Annotated in this window: 20 protein-coding genes; 12 read left to right on the top strand and 8 right to left on the bottom strand. The window is 72.3% G+C overall.

The window, feature by feature from the left end; all coding sequences use genetic code 11:
* From ACWEPL_RS61805 to ACWEPL_RS61795, 3 genes are all read right to left on the bottom strand, one after another.
* A partial coding sequence (locus ACWEPL_RS61805; protein ID WP_452442252.1) for a biotin/lipoyl-containing protein occupies positions 1-400 on the bottom strand: 400 nt, incomplete at its 3' end.
* A 39-nt stretch (positions 401-439) separates the two neighbouring features.
* Positions 440-1,804, bottom strand: coding sequence for a dihydrolipoyl dehydrogenase (gene lpdA / locus ACWEPL_RS61800; protein ID WP_364255809.1), 1,365 nt, complete (start codon positions 1,802-1,804; stop codon positions 440-442).
* 51 nt (positions 1,805-1,855) lie between these two features.
* Positions 1,856-3,325: a leucyl aminopeptidase gene (locus ACWEPL_RS61795; RefSeq protein ID WP_350728845.1), complete on the bottom strand. Its 1,470-nt coding sequence runs from the start codon at positions 3,323-3,325 to the stop codon at positions 1,856-1,858.
* Positions 3,326-3,422: 97 nt separating this feature from the next.
* Here ACWEPL_RS61795 and ACWEPL_RS61790 point away from each other — a divergent pair, with 97 nt between their 5' ends.
* The 3 genes from ACWEPL_RS61790 to ACWEPL_RS61780 are packed head-to-tail and all read left to right on the top strand — an operon-like array spanning position 3,423 to position 5,622.
* Positions 3,423-3,770 (top strand): GntR family transcriptional regulator, encoded by a 348-nt coding sequence (locus ACWEPL_RS61790; protein WP_185072825.1) that lies wholly within the window; start codon positions 3,423-3,425, stop codon positions 3,768-3,770.
* Positions 3,767-4,729 (top strand): hypothetical protein, encoded by a 963-nt coding sequence (locus tag ACWEPL_RS61785; RefSeq protein ID WP_452442251.1) that lies wholly within the window; start codon positions 3,767-3,769, stop codon positions 4,727-4,729. The genes ACWEPL_RS61790 and ACWEPL_RS61785 overlap by 4 nt, the downstream gene beginning before the upstream one ends.
* Positions 4,726-5,622: a CPBP family intramembrane glutamic endopeptidase gene (locus ACWEPL_RS61780; RefSeq protein ID WP_363963391.1), complete on the top strand. Its 897-nt coding sequence runs from the start codon at positions 4,726-4,728 to the stop codon at positions 5,620-5,622. The genes ACWEPL_RS61785 and ACWEPL_RS61780 overlap by 4 nt, the downstream gene beginning before the upstream one ends.
* Positions 5,623-5,635: 13 nt before the next feature.
* On the opposite strand, the gene ACWEPL_RS61775 is transcribed toward ACWEPL_RS61780, so the two are convergent.
* Positions 5,636-6,373 (bottom strand): adenosylcobinamide-GDP ribazoletransferase, encoded by a 738-nt coding sequence (locus tag ACWEPL_RS61775; protein ID WP_350728851.1) that lies wholly within the window; start codon positions 6,371-6,373, stop codon positions 5,636-5,638.
* A gap of 33 nt (positions 6,374-6,406) precedes the next feature.
* Here ACWEPL_RS61775 and ACWEPL_RS61770 point away from each other — a divergent pair, with 33 nt between their 5' ends.
* Complete coding sequence (locus ACWEPL_RS61770; protein WP_350728852.1) at positions 6,407-7,207, top strand: ABC transporter ATP-binding protein; 801 nt, start codon at positions 6,407-6,409, stop codon at positions 7,205-7,207.
* Between the two features lie 3 nt (positions 7,208-7,210).
* Here ACWEPL_RS61770 and ACWEPL_RS61765 read toward each other — a convergent pair whose 3' ends face one another.
* Positions 7,211-8,254, bottom strand: coding sequence for a bifunctional adenosylcobinamide kinase/adenosylcobinamide-phosphate guanylyltransferase (locus tag ACWEPL_RS61765; protein ID WP_452442250.1), 1,044 nt, complete (start codon positions 8,252-8,254; stop codon positions 7,211-7,213).
* A 50-nt stretch (positions 8,255-8,304) separates the two neighbouring features.
* Positions 8,305-8,949 (bottom strand): SCO2322 family protein, encoded by a 645-nt coding sequence (locus tag ACWEPL_RS61760; protein ID WP_452442249.1) that lies wholly within the window; start codon positions 8,947-8,949, stop codon positions 8,305-8,307.
* Positions 8,950-9,031: 82 nt separating this feature from the next.
* On the opposite strand from ACWEPL_RS61760, the gene ACWEPL_RS61755 reads away from it, so the two are divergent.
* Positions 9,032-9,238, top strand: coding sequence for a hypothetical protein (locus ACWEPL_RS61755; RefSeq protein ID WP_185072832.1), 207 nt, complete (start codon positions 9,032-9,034; stop codon positions 9,236-9,238).
* 69 nt (positions 9,239-9,307) lie between these two features.
* On the opposite strand, the gene ACWEPL_RS61750 is transcribed toward ACWEPL_RS61755, so the two are convergent.
* Positions 9,308-10,306: an aldo/keto reductase family protein gene (locus ACWEPL_RS61750; protein ID WP_350728858.1), complete on the bottom strand. Its 999-nt coding sequence runs from the start codon at positions 10,304-10,306 to the stop codon at positions 9,308-9,310.
* Between the two features lie 57 nt (positions 10,307-10,363).
* On the opposite strand from ACWEPL_RS61750, the gene ACWEPL_RS61745 reads away from it, so the two are divergent.
* A complete protein-coding gene (locus ACWEPL_RS61745; protein ID WP_363963400.1) occupies positions 10,364-11,284 on the top strand; it encodes an SMI1/KNR4 family protein in 921 nt (306 codons plus the stop codon).
* A 28-nt stretch (positions 11,285-11,312) separates the two neighbouring features.
* On the opposite strand, the gene ACWEPL_RS61740 is transcribed toward ACWEPL_RS61745, so the two are convergent.
* The gene (locus tag ACWEPL_RS61740; RefSeq protein ID WP_357729227.1) at positions 11,313-11,894 is read right to left on the bottom strand and encodes a DUF3043 domain-containing protein; all 582 of its coding nucleotides are present in this window, start codon (positions 11,892-11,894) and stop codon (positions 11,313-11,315) included.
* Positions 11,895-12,046: 152 nt separating this feature from the next.
* Between ACWEPL_RS61740 and ACWEPL_RS61735 the strand changes: the two genes are divergently transcribed.
* The 6 genes from ACWEPL_RS61735 to ACWEPL_RS61710 are packed head-to-tail and all read left to right on the top strand — an operon-like array spanning position 12,047 to position 16,707.
* Entirely contained in the window at positions 12,047-12,865 is an 819-nt protein-coding gene (locus tag ACWEPL_RS61735) for a PspA/IM30 family protein (RefSeq protein ID WP_363963402.1), read from the top strand.
* Positions 12,862-13,140 carry a PspA-associated protein PspAA gene (gene pspAA / locus ACWEPL_RS61730; RefSeq protein ID WP_185072836.1) on the top strand — a complete coding sequence of 93 codons (279 nt, stop codon included), beginning with the start codon at positions 12,862-12,864 and terminating at the stop codon, positions 13,138-13,140. Before ACWEPL_RS61735 ends, pspAA begins: the two co-directional genes overlap by 4 nt.
* A 3-nt stretch (positions 13,141-13,143) precedes the next feature.
* Positions 13,144-14,043 carry a zinc metalloprotease HtpX gene (gene htpX / locus ACWEPL_RS61725; protein WP_452442248.1) on the top strand — a complete coding sequence of 300 codons (900 nt, stop codon included), beginning with the start codon at positions 13,144-13,146 and terminating at the stop codon, positions 14,041-14,043.
* An 8-nt stretch (positions 14,044-14,051) separates the two neighbouring features.
* On the top strand, positions 14,052-14,612 hold the full coding sequence (gene pspAB, locus ACWEPL_RS61720; RefSeq protein ID WP_452442247.1) for a PspA-associated protein PspAB: 561 nt from the start codon (positions 14,052-14,054) through the stop codon (positions 14,610-14,612).
* Between the two features lie 29 nt (positions 14,613-14,641).
* Entirely contained in the window at positions 14,642-16,057 is a 1,416-nt protein-coding gene (locus ACWEPL_RS61715) for an alpha/beta fold hydrolase (RefSeq protein ID WP_452442246.1), read from the top strand.
* A 47-nt stretch (positions 16,058-16,104) separates the two neighbouring features.
* Complete coding sequence (locus tag ACWEPL_RS61710; RefSeq protein ID WP_363963410.1) at positions 16,105-16,707, top strand: SIMPL domain-containing protein; 603 nt, start codon at positions 16,105-16,107, stop codon at positions 16,705-16,707.
* Positions 16,708-16,761: the final 54 nt, after the last annotated feature.

The following is a 16,761-nucleotide window of genomic DNA, read 5'->3' as shown; positions in this document are numbered from 1 at the left end:
CGCGCGACATCGACCTGCTCCTGGCCCAGCTGGCCGTCGACGGGCTGTGGCTGTGGCGGGCCACGAGCATGATCCCCCTGTCCGAGCCGGTCAGGTCGGGCTGCGGAGCCGGCGCGGGGGCCGCCGCCGCCTCGGGCGCCGGGGCGGGGGCGGCCGCCTGGCCCTTCTCGTCGATGACGGCGAGCTCGGCCCCGACCTCGACCGTCTCGTCCTCAGCCACGACGATCTTCGTGAGGACACCCGCGGCCGGCGACGGGATCTCGGTGTCGACCTTGTCGGTCGACACTTCGAGGAGCGGCTCGTCGGCCTCGACGCGCTCGCCCTCCTTCTTCAGCCAACGGGTTACGGTGCCCTCGGTCACGCTCTCGCCGAGCTGGGGCATTTGTACGGAGACCGGCATCGTTATTCTTCTCTCGCGTTCTGATCTCGAGGGCTTGGACTAGTTGTGTACGTGCAGCGGCTTGCCGGCCAGGGCCAGCATCGCCTCACCCATGGCCTCGGACTGGGTCGGGTGTGCGTGGATGAGCTGGGCGACCTCTGCGGGCAGCGCCTCCCAGTTGTAGATCAGCTGCCCCTCCGTGACGAGCTCGCCGATGCGCCGGCCCACCATGTGGACACCGACGACCGGGCCGTCCTTCTGGGCGATGACCTTCACGGCGCCCGAGGTGCCGAGGATCTGGCTCTTGGGGTTTCCCGCGAGGTCGTAGACCTGCTCGACGATCTCGATGCCGCGCTCGGCCGCCTGCGCCGACGTGATCCCCACCGAGGCCACCTCGGGGTCGGAGTAGGTGATGCGCGGCACGCCCGCGTAGTCGATGGGCGGCGGGTTGAGGCCGGCGATGTGCTCGGCCACCATGATCCCCTCCGCGAACCCCGCGTGGGCGAGCTGCAGGGTCGGGATGAGGTCGCCGATGGCGTAGACGCCGGGCACGGAGGTCCGGCAGTGCTCGTCGACCACGACCGCGCCGCGCTCGATGGCGATGCCCTGCTCCTCGAAGCCCATGCCCGCCGACACCGCGCCGCGGCCGACCGCGACGAGCAGCAGCTCGGCGTCGAGGGTCTTGCCGTTGGCCAGCGTGACGACCACGCCCGTCTCGGTGGTCTTGGCGGTGTCGAAGAAGACGCCCAGCTCGTACTTGATGCCGCGGCGGCGGAAGGCCCGCTCCAGCAGCTTGGAGCTGGACTCCTCCTCGGTCGGCAGCAGGTGCGGCAGCGCCTCGACGATCGTGACCTCGGCCCCGAACGAGCGGTAGACGCTCGCCAGCTCGACGCCGATCACGCCGCCGCCCAGCACGATGACGGACGTGGGCACGCGGCCCATCTTCAGGGTGTGCTCGCTGGTGATGACGCGCTCGCCGTCGATCTCCAGGCCCGGCAGCGACTTGGGCGCCGAGCCGGTGGCCAGGACGAGGTTGCGGCCCTCGACGACCTCCGAGCCCACCTGGATCCGGTTGGGGCCGACCAGGCGGCCCTCGCCCTCGACGATCGTCACGCCCGCGGACTTCAGCAGGCCCTGCACGCCCTTCCAGGCCCGCGTCACGATCTTGTCCTTGAACGCGTGCACGCCCTGCACGTCGATGCCGTCGAAGCGCGCCTTGACGCCGTAGGACTCGCTCTCGCGGGTCTCGTCGGCGACCTCGGCGGAGTGCAGCAGGGCCTTCGTGGGGATGCATCCCCTGTGGAGGCAGGTGCCGCCGATCTTGTCCTTTTCGATCAGCGCGACCGACTTGCCCAGCTCAGCCGCCCGAAGCGCGCAGGCGTAACCGCCGCTGCCGCCACCTAGGACGACGATGTCATAGGCCACAGGAAGGCTCCTTGTCGGGGTGTTCGTGATGCCGTCATCTTTTCATTTGTTTCAGATGCTCGCGTGCCGCTCTGCGAGTCCGATGAGGGTACGGGTGATGGCACCCGTGCCGCCCTTCGGGGTGTAACCGTACGGTTCGCCCTTGTTGAAGGCGGGGCCGGCCATGTCGATGTGGGCCCAGCGCACGCCGTCGGGCACGAATTCCTTCAGGAAGATGCCCGCCGCCAGCATGCTGCCCCATCGCTCCGGCTGGAGGTTGGCGATGTCGGCGATCGGCGAGTCGAGGCCCTTGCGCAGCTCCTCCGGGAGCGGCATGCCCCACGCGCCCTCGCCCGCCGCCTTCGCGGCCTCGACGACCAGCTCCCTGGCGGCGTCGTCGTTGGCCATGACGCCGGCCGTGCGCCAGCCGAGCGCGACGATCTGCGCGCCGGTGAGCGTGGCCACGTCGACGATCAGGTCGGGCTCGTCCTGCGCGGCCCTGGCGATGCCGTCCATGAGCACCAGGCGGCCCTCGGCGTCGGTGTCGAGCACCTCGACGGTCTTGCCGCTGTAGCTGTGGATGACGTCGGAGGGGCGCTGGGCGGTGCCGCTCGGCAGGTTTTCGGCCAGGCAGAGGTAGCCGACGGCGTTGACCGGCAGGCCGAGCCGGGCGATGCCGATCATGGCGCCGAGCACCGCGCCCGCGCCGCCCATGTCGGACTTCATCCAGTCCATCGAGGCCGACGGCTTGAGCGAGAGGCCGCCGGAGTCGAACGTGATGCCCTTGCCCACGAACGCCAGTCGCTTGCCGGCCTCGGGGTGGGTGTAGGAGAGGCGGACCAGGCGCGGCGGGTTGGCCGAGCCCTGGCCGACGCCGATGAGGCCGCCGTAGCCGCCGTCCTTGAGCTGCTTGTCGTCGAGCACCTCGACGCTCAGCCCGGCCTTGTCGCCCTCCTGCTCGGCGATCTCGGCGAACTTCGCCGGCCACAGGTCGGACGGAGGCGTGTTGACCAGGTCGCGGACCAGGGCGACCGAGTCGGCCAGCACGCCCGCGCGCTCGGCGACGCCGTCGGGCTGGCCCGAGACCACGGTGAGCTCGGCGACCGGGGCCTTCTGCTCGCCGTTCGTGCGGTAACGGGCGAAGGCGTACGCGCCGAGCAGGCCGCCGAGCGCGACGGCCTCGGTCTCCTCGGGCGTGCCGGTGGGCAGGGCGAGCGCGGCCCTGGAGGTGCCGGCGAGCGACCGTACGGCGGCGCCGGCGGCGCGGCGCAGGCCTTCGGCGTCGGGCGAGTCGCCCAGACCCACCGCGACCAGCAGCGGGGCGGCGATGGCGCCGAACGTGGGAAGCTTGGCCACCTCGCCGGCCTTGCCGGTGAAGGCGACGGCGCGGAGGGAGTCGGCGAGCTTGCCGCCGAAGGCGGCCTCGAGCGACTCGGCGCCCGTGGCGGCGCGTGGGCCGTCCTGTCCTGACCTGAAGCCGACGATCAACGCGTCGGTGGCGATGGAGACTGGATCTGCTGAGTTCAGCCGCACAGTGGTCACGTAAACCGATGCTATCCAGGTCTTCTGCGTACTCACAAACAGGGGTTCATCCTACCAATCGCGAGTCACGCGGAATGGTGCTAGTGTCATTAGCATCATGCTGCTGACGCTCGATCTCAACGACGCCCGGCCCCTGCACGAGCAGGTGGCCGGCGCCATCCGCCGCGCCATCGGAGAAGGCTCCTACCGGCCCGGCGACCGCCTGCCGCCGGCCCGTGACCTGGCCCAGGTGCTCGGCATCAACCCCAACACCGTGCTGCGCGCGCTGCGCGACCTGCGGGACGAGGGGCTGCTGGAGTTCAGGCGGGGCCGTGGGGTCAGCGTGGCGGGGCGCGCCGACGGTCGCGCCCTGCTCGCGCAGCGGGCGCGCGAGCTGCTGGACGAGGCCCGCAAGTACGGCTACGGCCGCGACGACCTCATCGCCATACTGGAGGACCTGCCGTGAATCCCCGAATCACCGCCGTCATATGGGGGCTGTTCATCCTCGCCGCGCAGATCGGGCTGCCGCTGGCGCTGCGCGACCGGCTGCCCGACCCCCTGGCCACGCGATGGGGCCTGGGCGGCCTGGCCTCCCGGTCGATGTCCTTGACCACGTACATCGTGGTCACGTTCCTGCTCTGGGCGGTGCTCTGGCTGGTCGCGCTCGCCGCGGCCGAGCGGGCCACGGCCCGCAGGCCGAGCCGGACGGTGTGGTGGGGCGGGCTGTTCGGCCTGGGCGCGCTCGCGCTCGGCGCCAACGTCACGACCGTGCTCGCCAACCTCGACGCGCCCGACTGGGCGGCGGCCCGGCTGCCCGGCTGGCAGGTCCTCGCGGTCATCGCGGCCGGGACCGGCGTCGCCGTCCTCGTGGGTTATCTGCGCAGGGGCGGGGCCGACCAGGATTCCGCCCACCGGATCCCGCCCCTCCTGCGGCTCAGGCCCGGCCGGCGCACCGTGTGGGTCGGCCACGCCGCCAACCGGTGGCTGGCGCTGCTCCCGGTCGCCGCCCTGGCCGCCATCCTGGTGCTGGGCCTGCTCTACGTCACCGGTCTGGTGCCCGGCGGGCAGGCGACGTCGGTCCTGCCCGGGCTCGTCCTCGTGCTGGCGGCCGGAGTGCTGACCTCGTCCGTGTCCGTGCAGGTCGGTGACGGCCGGATGGTGGTCCAGTTCGGGCCGCTCGGCTGGCCGGCGCGCAGGATCCCTCTGTCGCGGATCGAGTCGGCCTGGTCGGAGACGCGCCATCCGGCCCAGGTCGGGGGCTGGGGCATCCGCGGGCTGCCCGGCAGTTCGACCATCATGCTGCGTGGCGGCGAGTGCCTGGTCATCCGCTACCGTTCCGGCGGCCGGCTCGCGATCAGCATCGACGACGCCGAACGCGGCGCATCCCTCATCAACGCCCTCATCGCGGAGCGAGTGGAGCAATGAAACGACCTCTCCTCATCTTCATCGTCCTGGCCTTCGGGCTCTCGTGGGCGGCGGCGCTGCCCCTCTGGTTCGCCGGCGGGATCGGCTCGCCGCTGCTGCGGCCGCTGGCCACGGTCATGATGTTCACCCCGTCGGTGGGGGTGCTCGGCGTCTGGGCGGTCACGCGCACGCCGTTCCGCGAATGGGCCAGGCAGACCGGGCTCACGCTGGGCGAGCGAAAGGGGCGCACGGGCCTTCTCATCCTGACCGCCTGGCTCGGGGTGCCGCTGCTGCTGCTCCTGGCGGCGCTCCTCAGCGCCGCCGTCGGGCTGTTCTCGCTGGATCTCGACCAGTTCAGCCTGTTCAGGGCGGTGCTGCGGGCCCAGGGCGTGGGCGTGCCCGAGAGCCTCACCACGGCGGTCGTGCTGCAGATCGGGATCGCTGTGGTCGCCGGGCCCGTGCTGAACGCGATCCCCGCGCTCGGGGAGGAGTGGGGCTGGCGGGGCTGGCTGCTGCCCCGGCTCGTCTCCACCAACGGCATGCTCCTCGGGCTGGTCTACACCGGCGTCATCTGGGGCCTCTGGCACGCCCCCCTCACCCTCCTGGGCTACAACTATCAGCGGCTCAGCTCCTGGGCGGCGCTGTTCTTCGTGGGGTTCTGCGTCCTGTTCGGGGTGCTGATCGGGTGGCTGCGGCTGCGCACGGGGAGCGTGTGGCCGGCCGTCGTGGCCCACGGCTCGCTGAACGCCGTCGCCCAGTCCGTCCTGCTGCTCGGCGACGCCGCCGCGCCGCCCAACGAGGTGCTGGCCGGCCTGACCGGCCTGGTGGGCTGGGCCCTCATGGCGATCGTCGGCGCGGCCCTGCTCCGCTTCTATCCGGTACGCGTGCCGCAGCCGGTCGCCTCACCCTCCTGATCTCGGGGGGCGCTCAGCCGAGGATGGCGCAGACCGCCAACGTGGTGGCCGTGGCCGTCTCGACCAGCGCCCCCAGCACGTCACCGGTGATCCCGCCGAGGCGCCGCCGCGCGTGCCCGAGCAGCAGCAGGGCGGCTCCGAGCCCGGCGACCAGGCCGAGCGGCAACACGGGCTCCCTGGCGAGGCCCAGGCAGACGGCGGCGGTGCCGAGGAGGGCGGCCAGGGTGACGAGCAAAGAGGCGGGGCGGCGTACCGTGCCCGCGACCATCGCCCCGAGCCCGTCGGGCCGGGCGGCGGGGACACCCGCCCGGCAGGCCCAGGTCAGCGCCAGCCGCCCGGCCACGCAGGCCGTCACCAGCGCCGCGTATCCGGCTCCGGCCGCCGCGGCGACCTGGACGAGCAGCGTCAGCACCAGCGTCATCACGCCGAACGGCCCGATGTCCGACTTTTTCATGATGTCGAGCGCCTGAGCGGCCGGCTTGCCGCTGCCCAGCCCGTCCGCCAGGTCGGCGAGCCCGTCCAGGTGCAGCCCCCGGCTCAGTACGGCGAGCAGCCCGACCGCCAGCGCCGCCCCCAGCAGCGGCGGCCCGGGCAGGAACAACGGCAGCCCGGCGACCAGCCCGAGCGCGAGCCCGACCACCGGGGCCAGCGTCATCGCCCGCCCCGCGACCTCCCGGTCCACCCGCTCGACCCGGACCGGGAAGACGCTGAGAGTGCCGATCGCCAATGACAGGCCATGCGGAAGGCGCATATCGGACGATCGTAGGCCCACTAGTGTGGCGGGATGCACGTGGTTGAACTCGAAGGCGTAGGTGTCCGAGTTGTCGGCAAGGCGCTGCTGGACGGCGTCGATTGGCAGGTGGACTACGGCGATCACTGGGTGATCCTCGGCCCCAACGGCGCGGGCAAGACGACGCTGCTCTCCCTGGCGGGCGCCGTCCGGCATCCCAGCGAGGGCGCGGTCAAGGTGCTCGGCCACAAGCTCGGCCGGGTGGACGTGCGGGAGCTGCGCCGCCACATCGGCCTGGTCGCGGCCAGCCAGCGGCTGATCGACGAGGAGCTGATGGAGGAGGAGGGCGCGACCGCGCACACCGTGGTGCTCACGGGGCACACGGGGACGAGCGTTCCTCTGTGGGACAAGTACGGCGAAGGCGAGCGCGACCGGGCCCACCGGCTGCTGGCCGACCTGGGGTGCAAGGACCTGGCGGACCGGCCGTTCCGCGTGTGCTCGCAGGGGGAGCGGGCCAGGATCAGGGTGGCCAGGGCGCTCATGGCGGACCCGGCGGTGCTGCTGCTCGACGAGCCGTTCGCGGGGCTCGACCTGCCGGCCAGGGAGGACCTCATCACCGCCGTCGAGGACCTGGCCACGACCCGGCCCGTTCTGACCACCGTGACGGTGACGCACCACCTGGAGGAGGTGCCGGCGACGACCTCCCACGCGATGCTCATGCGCGACGCCAGGGTGCTGGCCGCGGGGCCGGTGGAGGAGGTGCTCACCCCGGACAACCTCTCGGAGTGCTTCGGCCGCCCCCTCCACGTGGACCGGCTCGACGGCCGCTGGTACGCCCGCGCCGTCCGCCCGTAGCGGTCACAGCTCCAGCAGGCGCCCCGCCACCACCAGCGCCACGTACTCGGACTCGGCGGCGAGGCGTTCGTTGAGACGGCCGAGCGCGTCCCGGAAGGCCCGCCCGCTCGGCGTGGCGGGCACCACACCCATCCCCACCTCGTCGGAGACCGCCACGAGGCGCACGGGTGTCTGCCGCCAGGCCGCCACGAGCTCGTCGCAGCGTTCGCGGACGGGCGCGCGGTCGCCCTCCCAGGCCCCGTGCTCGTCGAACACCGCCGTCAGCCACGTCCCGAGCCCGTCGATCAGCAGCGGCGCGGTGGCCTGCCCGATGGCCGAGACGAGGTCGGCGGTCTCGACGGTGGCCCAGTGCGCGGGCCGCCGCTCCCGGTGCGCCCGCACGCGGGCCGCCCACTCGCCGTCCCCCGCGCCGCTCGGGCCGGTGGCCACATAGGTGACGTACGGCTCGGCCGCCAGCCGCAGCTCGGCCTCGGCCGACTTCCCTGACCGCGACCCGCCCAGCAGCAACGTCCGCCACGGCGCCGTCGCGCCACCGTCGCCGGGCCGCTTCCCGATGGCCGTCCCGGGGAGCGCCAGGCCGGTCTCCAGCACCGTCCCGTCGGGAACGGCCGACGCGCCCCACAGCCGCAGGCGCCTGGCCAGCTCCTCCTCCGAGCGGACCCGATGGTCCAGCCCGACGGCCACCACCGCGGTCCGGTCGTCCGCCAGCCCCGCCCGCCGCAGCTCCCCCAGCCGCTCGGGCCGGTCGAGCAGGTCGATCAGCACCACGTCGTACCCGGCGGGCCCGTCCACCGGCACCGGCCGGCCCCGTGGGAGGCTCTGTGGGAGGCAGAGCAGCCGGGAGCCGTCGGGGCCGGCCAGCCCCAGCCCGCCCGCGCAGGCCCGGTAGCCGCTCGGCGGATCGTCGAAGGGGAAGCGGGCCACGCCGTCCACGACCAGCTCGAACGGGCGTCGGTGGCCGGACGGGAGCCCGGCGCACGAGGCGCACCGGCAGCCGGGCTCCGGCCATCCCGCGCCGCCCGCCGTACCGGAGACAAGGATTTTCACCGCGCCGAGCGTAGCGTCCTGGGGCGGCCGGATGGATGGAACGTTCCAGGTCAGACGCGGATCCTGGAGCGGCGGCGGGTGGCCGCCACGGCGCCGCCCGCCAGCAGGGCGATGGCGCCCGCGCCGGCCGCGACCAGCGTGATCTGCAGGCCGCTCCCGGACGGCGCGGCGGACGCGGCGGCGGCCGCCAGGTCGGTGCCGCCCCTCTCCCTGAACGGATAGTCCGCGACCGCCACGACGGCTCCCTGGGCGTTCACCCGGACCTTGGCGGTGGAGGCGAGGAGCTGGGCGGCGGTGGCGTCCTCGGCGCCCGCGACGCACTTCGGCGCGCTCTGCCCGGGAGTCCGCTCGCCGGGGTAGGCGTCGGCCTCCCCGTCGCCGAAGTCCACCGCGACCACCACGCGCTTGTGCCCGGACCCGGCCGCGTCCCGGCCGCACACCGCCTGGAACGACGGCAGGTCCCCGCCGGGGGACTCGCCCCTCGCCCCGTCCGGGGCCACGGAGAAGCGCCATCCGATGACGGAGCCGTCCGGCGGGGCGGCGTCGGCCGTCACGGCCAGCCAGGCCGTCCCGTCGCTCTGCCACGCGCTCCACGTCCGCGGGACCCCGGGGTCGGCGAGAGCGGAGGAGGGGAGCGAGAGGAAGGCGGCCGCCCCGAGGGCGACCCCGGCCGCAACACGATACGCGCGCAGCATCGATTGACCTCCAAGCTCGGGAGTAGGGTTCCAGTGCCTGCGGAGGGTGCGCCGGCGAACCCGCGGAAAAGGAGCGTATGGCATGACATGGCGGTGGCGTTATGAAAATGCAAATGGTGGTGAGGTAACGGATCGCCCCTTGCCGCGAGAAGTTTTTCCGAGCCAGGCGGACGCGGAGTCCTGGCTTGGCGAGAACTGGCGTGACCTGCTCGAATCGGGAGTTGAGCAGGTGGCCTTGCTCGAAGAGGACCGCGTGGAGTACACGGGTTTGTCATTGCGCCAGGAGTGATCTGCGGTAAATGAAAAGCCCCTTGAGCGCCATTGTGGCTCAAGGGGCTGTTTCTCGGGTGGGGACGGATTACGGGCGGGTGCGCGGGCTCTGCGTCTTGGCCGGGTCGCGCTCCACGACCGGGTCCAGCACGTCGTCGATCCGCTTGAGCACGTCGGCGTCCAGCTTCACGCCCGCGGCCTTGACGTTGTCACGCACCTGCTCGGGGCGGCTGGCCCCGACGATGGCGCTGGAGACGTTCGGGTTCTGCAGCACCCACGCGACGGCCAGCTGCGCCATGCTCAGCCCGAGGTCGGCGGCGATCGGCTTGAGCTCCTGGACGCGGGTCAGCACGTCGTCGTTCATGAACCGGGCGATCATGGCGCTGCCGCTGCCGTCGGTGGCCCGGGAGCCCTCCGGCGGCTGCTGCCCGGGCAGGTACTTGCCCGTGAGCACGCCCTGGCCGATGGGCGACCAGACGATCTGGCCGATGCCCTCCTTCTCGCTGAGCGGCACGATCTCGCCCTCGATGATCCGCCACAGCATCGAGTACTGGGGCTGGTTCGAGACGATCCGGTCGAAGCCCATCTCGTCGGCGATCTTCAGCGCCTGGGCGATCTGGTCGGCGCTCCACTCGCTGACGCCGATGTAGAGGACCTTGCCCTGGCGTACGAGGTCGTCGAACGTCTTGAGCGTCTCCTCCAGCGGCGTCTCGTAGTCGAACCGGTGCGCCTGGTACAGGTCGACGTAGTCGGTCTGCAGGCGGCGCAGCGAGCCGTTGATGGACTCGGTGATGTGCTTGCGTGACAGGCCGCGGTCGTTCTGGCCGGGGCCTGTCGGCCAGTAGACCTTGGTGAAGATCTCCAGCGACTCCCTTCGCACGCCCTTCAGCGCGCGGCCGAGCACCTCCTCGGCCTTCGTCGCCGCGTAGACGTCCGCGGTGTCGAACGTGGTGATGCCCTCGTCGAGCGCCGCCTGCACGCACTGCTTGGCGGCGTCCTCCTCGACCTGGGAGCCGTGGGTGAGCCAGTTTCCGTAGCTGATCTCGCTGACTTTGAGACCACTACGACCGAGGTGTCGGAATTCCATGGATCCGACCTTAATCCCGGTCCATGGGGTGATTGGTTTCGGGATAGGGTGCGCGACGTGCTGAAGCTCGTACGGCTGGCGCTGACGGCGGCCATCCTGACCGCGATCGGGGTACGGCTGCGCCGCCGCGCCCGGATGCCCGTCAAGCCGCCCGCGCCCCCGGCCCCGCAGGCGGTCGCACACGCGCGGATGGGCCTGGCGTGGGTCGCCATCGCGGGAGTGGTGGCGCTGGCACTGGGCGCCGCCCTCATCCCCACGGGGCCGCAGGCGGCGTCCGAGGTGCGGTCGGCCGTCCACCAGATTCAGCAGTCGGTCATGGGCGTGACGATGGGCGCCGACGGAAAGAGCCCGGCGCCCACACCCACGCCTGTCGCGCCCACGCCGGTCGCCACGGCCCCGGCGCCGCCTCCGGGCATCCCGGCCGCGTGCATGTTGAGCGGTCAGGCGACGGTACGCCCGATCAGCCCCCGCGTGCGGGCGGCGGTGAACCGGCAGTGGCGGCGCATCGAGCGGTGGCTGCGGGAGCACGCGCCCCGGACGTACGCCTCGCTGGGCGCCCCCGGCAGGGCCGGCACCGTCGCGCTCGCCGAGGCCCAGACGGGCCTGGAGTTCCCCGACGACCTGAGGGCCTCGCTGCTGCGCCACAACGGCATGTCCGGCCCGCCCGGGGCCCGCTTCAGCTTCGGCGAGGAGCGGGTGCTCGGCGTGCGCGAGATCCGCGACCAGTGGCGGGAGAGCTGCGCCGCGCGGGTCGGCAGGGGCGACCCGATCGGCCGGCTGATCCGCGTCGGCACCCTGATCGAGGTCGACGCGGACAGCGGCCACGTGGTGGCGTCGATGGTGGGGCCGGAACCGATCTGGCCCTCGTACCACGCGATGCTGCGCGACATGGCGGACGCGCTGGAGAAGGGCCGCCCCATGTTCGGGGCGCGGGCCACGGTCAAGGGCGGCCTGCTCCGCTGGTCCGACGCTCTGTGAGCGAGCCGTCCCCGGAGGCCGGGGACGGCTACTTCTTGGGCACCGGCTTGCCGCCCGGCAGCACCGTGGGCGGCGGGAAGCGCAGCTTGCGGATCTGCAGCGCCCGCATGGCCGCGTAGAAGCCCACGCCCCGGGTGCTCTCCTGGGGCAGCTTCTCCGCCACCAGGCGCTTCACCTTCCACGCCACGTAGACGGAGGTGAACAGCACGCCGATCATCATGATCGGCCAGCCGATGGTGACCGTGTATCCCAGCACCGCGGTGCGGATCGACATGGGCCACGGAATCCACGTCGCCAGCAGGATCAGTAGCGAGAACGGCAGGAAATACTGGCTCGGCAGCCGCCGGGAATCGACCCACTCACGCGCGAACTTGCGCGCTGCGCCCTTGTCACGAGCAGGAAAATACCGCTCGTCACCTGCGAGCATGCCCTGGCGGGCCCTGTCGCGCTCGGCAGCCTGCTTGGTCCGCATCTGCCGATAGGCCTCTTTACGGTCTTTCGGTGCATGGACCGGCTGGCGCCGTTTGCTCTCCTGATCACGGCGCTTGGGAGTGGGACGACCTTTACCCTGGGGCTTAGGATCGTCATCGGGGACGGGGGTGTCGTCCACGGAGGTTTGGGAACGGCGTCGCAACACGACGTCAACCCTACCTGGACTGCAACTTAGTGACGCCCTCGTGCGTTATGCGTAGGGTAATCCCAAGGCGGCTGCGCTGCATTGGGTGAACACCAGCACGACCTAGAAGGGGACGGCCGACGCGCATGAGCGTGATGAAGAGACTTTCGATGATCTTCAAGTCCAAGGCCAACAAGGCCTTGGACAAGATGGAGGATCCGCGCGAGACCCTTGACTACTCCTATCAGCGGCAGCTCGAGCTGCTGCAGAAGGTGCGCCGGGGTGTGGCCGACGTCGCCACGTCGCGTAAGCGGGTCGAGCTCCAGGTAACCGGCCTCGAGAAGCAGGCCCAGCGCCTTGAGGAGCAGGGCCGCAAGGCGCTGTCCGTCGGGCGCGAGGACCTCGCCCGCGAGGCGCTGCAGCGTCGCTCCAATCTGCAGACGCAGATGGCCGACCTGAAGCTGCAGCACGACAACCTGCAGGCCGAGGAGGAGAAGCTCACCACGGCTTCCCAGCGGCTGCAGGCCAAGGTCGACGCCTTCCGTACGAAGAAGGAGACGATCAAGGCCACCTACACCGCCGCCGAGGCGCAGACCCGGATCAACGAGGCCTTCTCCGGCATCTCCGAGGAGATGGGCGACGTCGGCCTGGCGATCCAGCGCGCCGAGGACAAGACGGCGCAGATGCAGGCCCGCGCCGGCGCGATCGACGAGCTGCTGGCCAGCGGCGCGCTCGACGACTACACCGGCTCCCGCGGCGACGACATCCAGGCCGAGCTCGACCGCATGGGCGGCGGCATGGACGTCGAGCTGGAGCTGGCCAGGATGAAGGCCGAGCTGGGCCAGGGCCCCGCGCCCAAGAGCGCCATCGAGCAGGGCCAGCCGCAGCAGCAGGCCCAGCCCCAGGCGCAGCCGCAGCAGCACGGCGGGACCCAGCAGCTTCGTCAGCCTGGGGAGCCGGCATGATTGTCAGGATCATGGGCGAAGGCCAGGTACAGATCTCCGCCGACGACATCGCGGTGCTCAACGAGCTCGACACCGAGCTCGAGGCGGCCATCGAGGTCGGCGACGAGCCGATCTTCCGTACGAAGCTGCACGCGTTGCTCGACAAGGTGCGCCAGGTGGGCAAGGCGCTTCCCGACGACAGCCTTGAGCCGTCAGAGCTGATCCTTCCCCCCGCGGACGCCTCGATCGAGGAGGTCCGGGAGATGCTGGGCGACCAGGGCCTCATCCCGGGCTGAGCCGTGGGTACGCGGTTCGCGTCCGACCGCGGGCTGACCACCCGCATGGTCGTGACGATGTTCCTGCTCGGGCTGCTCTACGTCGTGTTCATCGGCGTCCTGATCGCCCTGGGCGTACGGGCGCTGAGCGTGCTGGTGATAGCCGGGGGCCTGCTGTTCGTGCAGTACTTCCTGTCCGACCGCATCGCGCTGTTCGCGATGCACGGGCGGGAGGTCTCGCCACAGGAGGCTCCCGAGCTGCACGGCATGATCGACCGGCTGTGCGCGCTCGCGGACATGCCCAAGCCGCGGGTGGCGATCGCGGATTCCGACGTCCCCAACGCGTTCGCCACCGGCCGCAACCAGAAGAAGGCCGTCGTCTGCGTGACGACCGGCATTCTGCGCCGCCTGGAGCCCCAGGAGCTCGAAGGGGTTCTCTCGCACGAGTTGTCGCACGTCGCCCACCGCGACGTCGCCGTCATGACGATCGCCTCGTTCCTGGGCATCGTGGCGGGGCTGATGACCAGGTTCGCCCTCTACGCGGGGCTGGGCGGCCGCCGCAACGGCAACCAGGGCGGGGTGCCCGTCGGGCTGATCATCCTGCTCGTCTCCGTCATCGTGTACGCGATCAGCTTCCTGCTCACCCGCGCCCTGTCGCGCTACCGCGAGCTGGCGGCCGACCGCGCCGGGGCCCTGCTCACCCAGCACCCTTCGGCCCTGGCGAGCGCGCTGGTCAAGATCACCGGCGACATGGCCAGGATCCCGACCCAGGACCTGCGCGAGGCGGCGCCGTTCAACGCCTTCTACTTCGCCCCGGCGGCGGCCCCGGGCCAGACGCTGGCGAACCTGTTCTCCACCCACCCGCCGCTCGAACGGCGGCTGGCACAGCTGTCGGACATCTCCCGGCAGCTCGGAAGGGGCTGAGCCTCGGCATGGGCTGGCTGGACGCCCTGCTCGGCCGGTCGAAGCCGGTCAAGCCCAACCTCGACGCGCTGTTCGCGCTGCCGTCGGCGGCCGTGACGCTGCAGGCCGCGACCGGGCTGGTGCCCACGGGCCTCGGCTCGGTGGCCTTCAGGGCCGCGGAGGGCGGGGCGTTCGCCACGCTGGAACGCGACGTCAAGGAGCTGCTCGGCGAGCGCGTGGAGGAGTCGCGCGACTCCTACGGGTACACCTGGCTCCTGGTGCGCCGCGAGCCCGACGCGCTCGGCGACCTGGTCACCGAGCTGCACGCCGTCAACTCGTCGCTGGAGTCGGCCGGGTTCGGGCCGTCGCTGCTGTGCTCGCTGGTGTCGTTCCGGTCCGAAGGCGACGGCCGCCGCCTGGCCCTCGTGTACCTCTACAAACGCGGGACCTTCTACCCGTTCGCCCCGCTCGCCGGCCAGAGGCGGGACAACGCGCTCGAACTGCAGGTCAGGGGCGCTCTCGAGGGAGAGCTGCCGCTGGAGAAGGATCTCGGCCGATGGTTCCCGGTCTGGGGCGCGCCCGGCCTCTGACCGGACACCCTGGGTGATCTAATGATCACGTGGAGCGAAGGTTGTACGTCCTCGCGGCTTCCGCGTTCATCGTGGCGGCCGTGCTGGGCAGTGCGTGGATCACCGGCCAGTTCACCACGCCGGAGGTCGACAGGACCGACGGGTACGTCAGCGAGCTGGCCGCCCGCGACCAGCCGTGGACGCGGCTGTTCCGCACCAGCGACGCGCTGGCGGGGCTGGCCTGCGCGGCCGGGGTGGCGCTCGTGCCGAGGGTGGCGCGCGAGTGGCAGGCCTGGCTGGCGCTGGCGGCGTTCGGGGTGTTCACGTTCGCGGCCGGGCTGTTCCCGCTGGACTGCGCCACGCTGAGCGACCCGTACTGCGGGCGGCGGGTCGTGTCGTCCGCGCACCACCTGCATCAACTGGCCGGGGCGCTGGGCACGGCCGCCCTGCTGGCCGCGATGGTGCTGCTCAGCGCGCGCTGGCGGTCATGGGTGTCGTGGCTGTTCACGTGGCTGGGGCTGGCGGCCACGCTGCTCACCGCCGCCGCGCTCGCCGACCGGCACGGGGTGGGGCTGGCCCACCGGGCGCAGCTCACGCTGTTCGCGGTCTGGCTGGTGTACGTGGCCGTCCACCTGCTCATCACCGACGACCCGCCCGTCCCGCCGATCACGGCCGAGGCGGTCGATCACGACGGCGGATACGCCGGGCCGCACGTGGTCGAGCAGGGCGCCGGGCCCGTCGTGCTGATCACGGCCGAGCTCGGGGGCGCCTGGTTCCACTGGGGCGCGGTGGCCGGGCTGCTGGCCGGGACCCGCCACGTCATCCGCTTCGACCGCTGCGGCCTCGGCCTCAGCCCGCACGCGACCGCCCCGCCCACCCTGTACACCGAGGTGGCCCGCCTGGCCGCGCTGGCCCCGTCCCATCCCGAGCAGGTGACCGTCGTCGCCCACGGCGTGGCCTGCTGGCACGCGGAGGCGTTCGCCAGGCTGCACCCGCTGCGCGTGGCCAAGCTCGTCCTGGTGGATCCGGCCCCGGTCACGGAGCGCAAGCCGTCCGCGCCGGCCAGGACCGCGGGCCAGTGGCTGCCCGCCCTGGGCGGCACGTGGGGCGCGACCGCCGTGGCCCGCCTCGCCGGGCCCGCCGCCCACCGGCTGCTCGTCGGCGTGCCCGACCCGTACGGCGTCTACCGCACGGGCAAGGTGCTCGCCGCGGCGGCGGGGGAGTGGCTGGCCCGTCGCGACATGGTCGCCGACCTGCTGCGGGTGCGGGAGGAGACGCAGTTCCCCGGCGTGCCGGTCACCGTGATCAGCGCCGGTGGGCGGGAGCTGGGCCACGCGCGGCTGGCCGGGGCCCTGTCCGCCACACTCGTACGCCTGCCGGAATGCGGGCACCAGATCCAGCTCGAGAATCCCGGGGCGGTCGCGGAGGCCGTCCTGGGCGCGCCGGGCATCGGCCGGGCGGGATGACGCCGAGCGTTCTAGGATCGATGCGGGACCCGTTCGAGGGAGTAGGCGTGGACATCACCGTCGTCGGCGAGGGCGCCGTCCTGGCAGCACCCGACATCCTGCGGCTGCACGCGGGCGTCGAGGTCCGCCGGGCCTCCGCCGCGGATTCCTTCACCGCCGTCCGGGCCGCCGCCGCCCGGCTGGCCGAGGCCCTGGCCCGGGAGGGCATCGCCGCGCAGGACGTGCGCACGGTGGAGCTGTCGCTGGGCCCGGAGTACGAGGTCTACCCGAAGGTGGCCGCCTACCGGGCGGTCCAGGGGGTGGAGGTGATCGTCCGCGACCTGTCCAGGGCCGACCACGTCATCGACACGGTCGCCGGGGTGGGGGAGGAGGCCCGGCTGAACGGCCTGGCGTTCGAGGTGTCGGACCCGTCGGGCGTCCTGAGGGAGGCGCGTACCCGGGCCTTCCGCGACGCCGCCGCCAAGGCCGCCCACTACGCCGAGCTGGCCGGGCGCCCGCTGGGCCGGGTGGTCTCGGTGAGCGAGGACGTCAGGGGAGGCGGCCCCCAGCCCATCACCATGGCCGCCGCGGTGGCCGAGACCAGCGCCTCCATCAGTCCCGGCCGCCAGTCCCTCACGGTGACCGTCCGGCTCGGCTACGACTTCGCGTGACTGGGGTGGCTGAGGTCGGCGCCGTGGATGAGACGTGCGCCCCGGTGACGGGGC

The sequence above is a fragment of the Nonomuraea sp. NPDC004186 genome (genome assembly GCF_053603495.1).
The sequence above is the reverse complement of the archived record's forward strand: the minus strand, read 5'-3'. Positions and strand labels throughout refer to the sequence as shown.

What these genes read in the sequence shown, in the direction of transcription:
- ACWEPL_RS61790 (WP_185072825.1), top strand. Translation starts at nt 3,423, where the DNA reads ATGCTGCTGACGCTCGATCTCAACGACGCCCGGCCCCTGCACGAGCAG.
- ACWEPL_RS61780 (WP_363963391.1), top strand. Translation starts at nt 4,726, where the DNA reads ATGAAACGACCTCTCCTCATCTTCATCGTCCTGGCCTTCGGGCTCTCG.
- ACWEPL_RS61775 (WP_350728851.1), bottom strand. Translation starts at nt 6,373, where the DNA reads ATGCGCCTTCCGCATGGCCTGTCATTGGCGATCGGCACTCTCAGCGTC.
- ACWEPL_RS61770 (WP_350728852.1), top strand. Translation starts at nt 6,407, where the DNA reads ATGCACGTGGTTGAACTCGAAGGCGTAGGTGTCCGAGTTGTCGGCAAG.
- ACWEPL_RS61760 (WP_452442249.1), bottom strand. Translation starts at nt 8,949, where the DNA reads ATGCTGCGCGCGTATCGTGTTGCGGCCGGGGTCGCCCTCGGGGCGGCC.
- ACWEPL_RS61755 (WP_185072832.1), top strand. Translation starts at nt 9,032, where the DNA reads ATGACATGGCGGTGGCGTTATGAAAATGCAAATGGTGGTGAGGTAACG.
- ACWEPL_RS61750 (WP_350728858.1), bottom strand. Translation starts at nt 10,306, where the DNA reads ATGGAATTCCGACACCTCGGTCGTAGTGGTCTCAAAGTCAGCGAGATC.
- ACWEPL_RS61735 (WP_363963402.1), top strand. Translation starts at nt 12,047, where the DNA reads ATGAGCGTGATGAAGAGACTTTCGATGATCTTCAAGTCCAAGGCCAAC.
- pspAA (WP_185072836.1), top strand. Translation starts at nt 12,862, where the DNA reads ATGATTGTCAGGATCATGGGCGAAGGCCAGGTACAGATCTCCGCCGAC.
- pspAB (WP_452442247.1), top strand. Translation starts at nt 14,052, where the DNA reads ATGGGCTGGCTGGACGCCCTGCTCGGCCGGTCGAAGCCGGTCAAGCCC.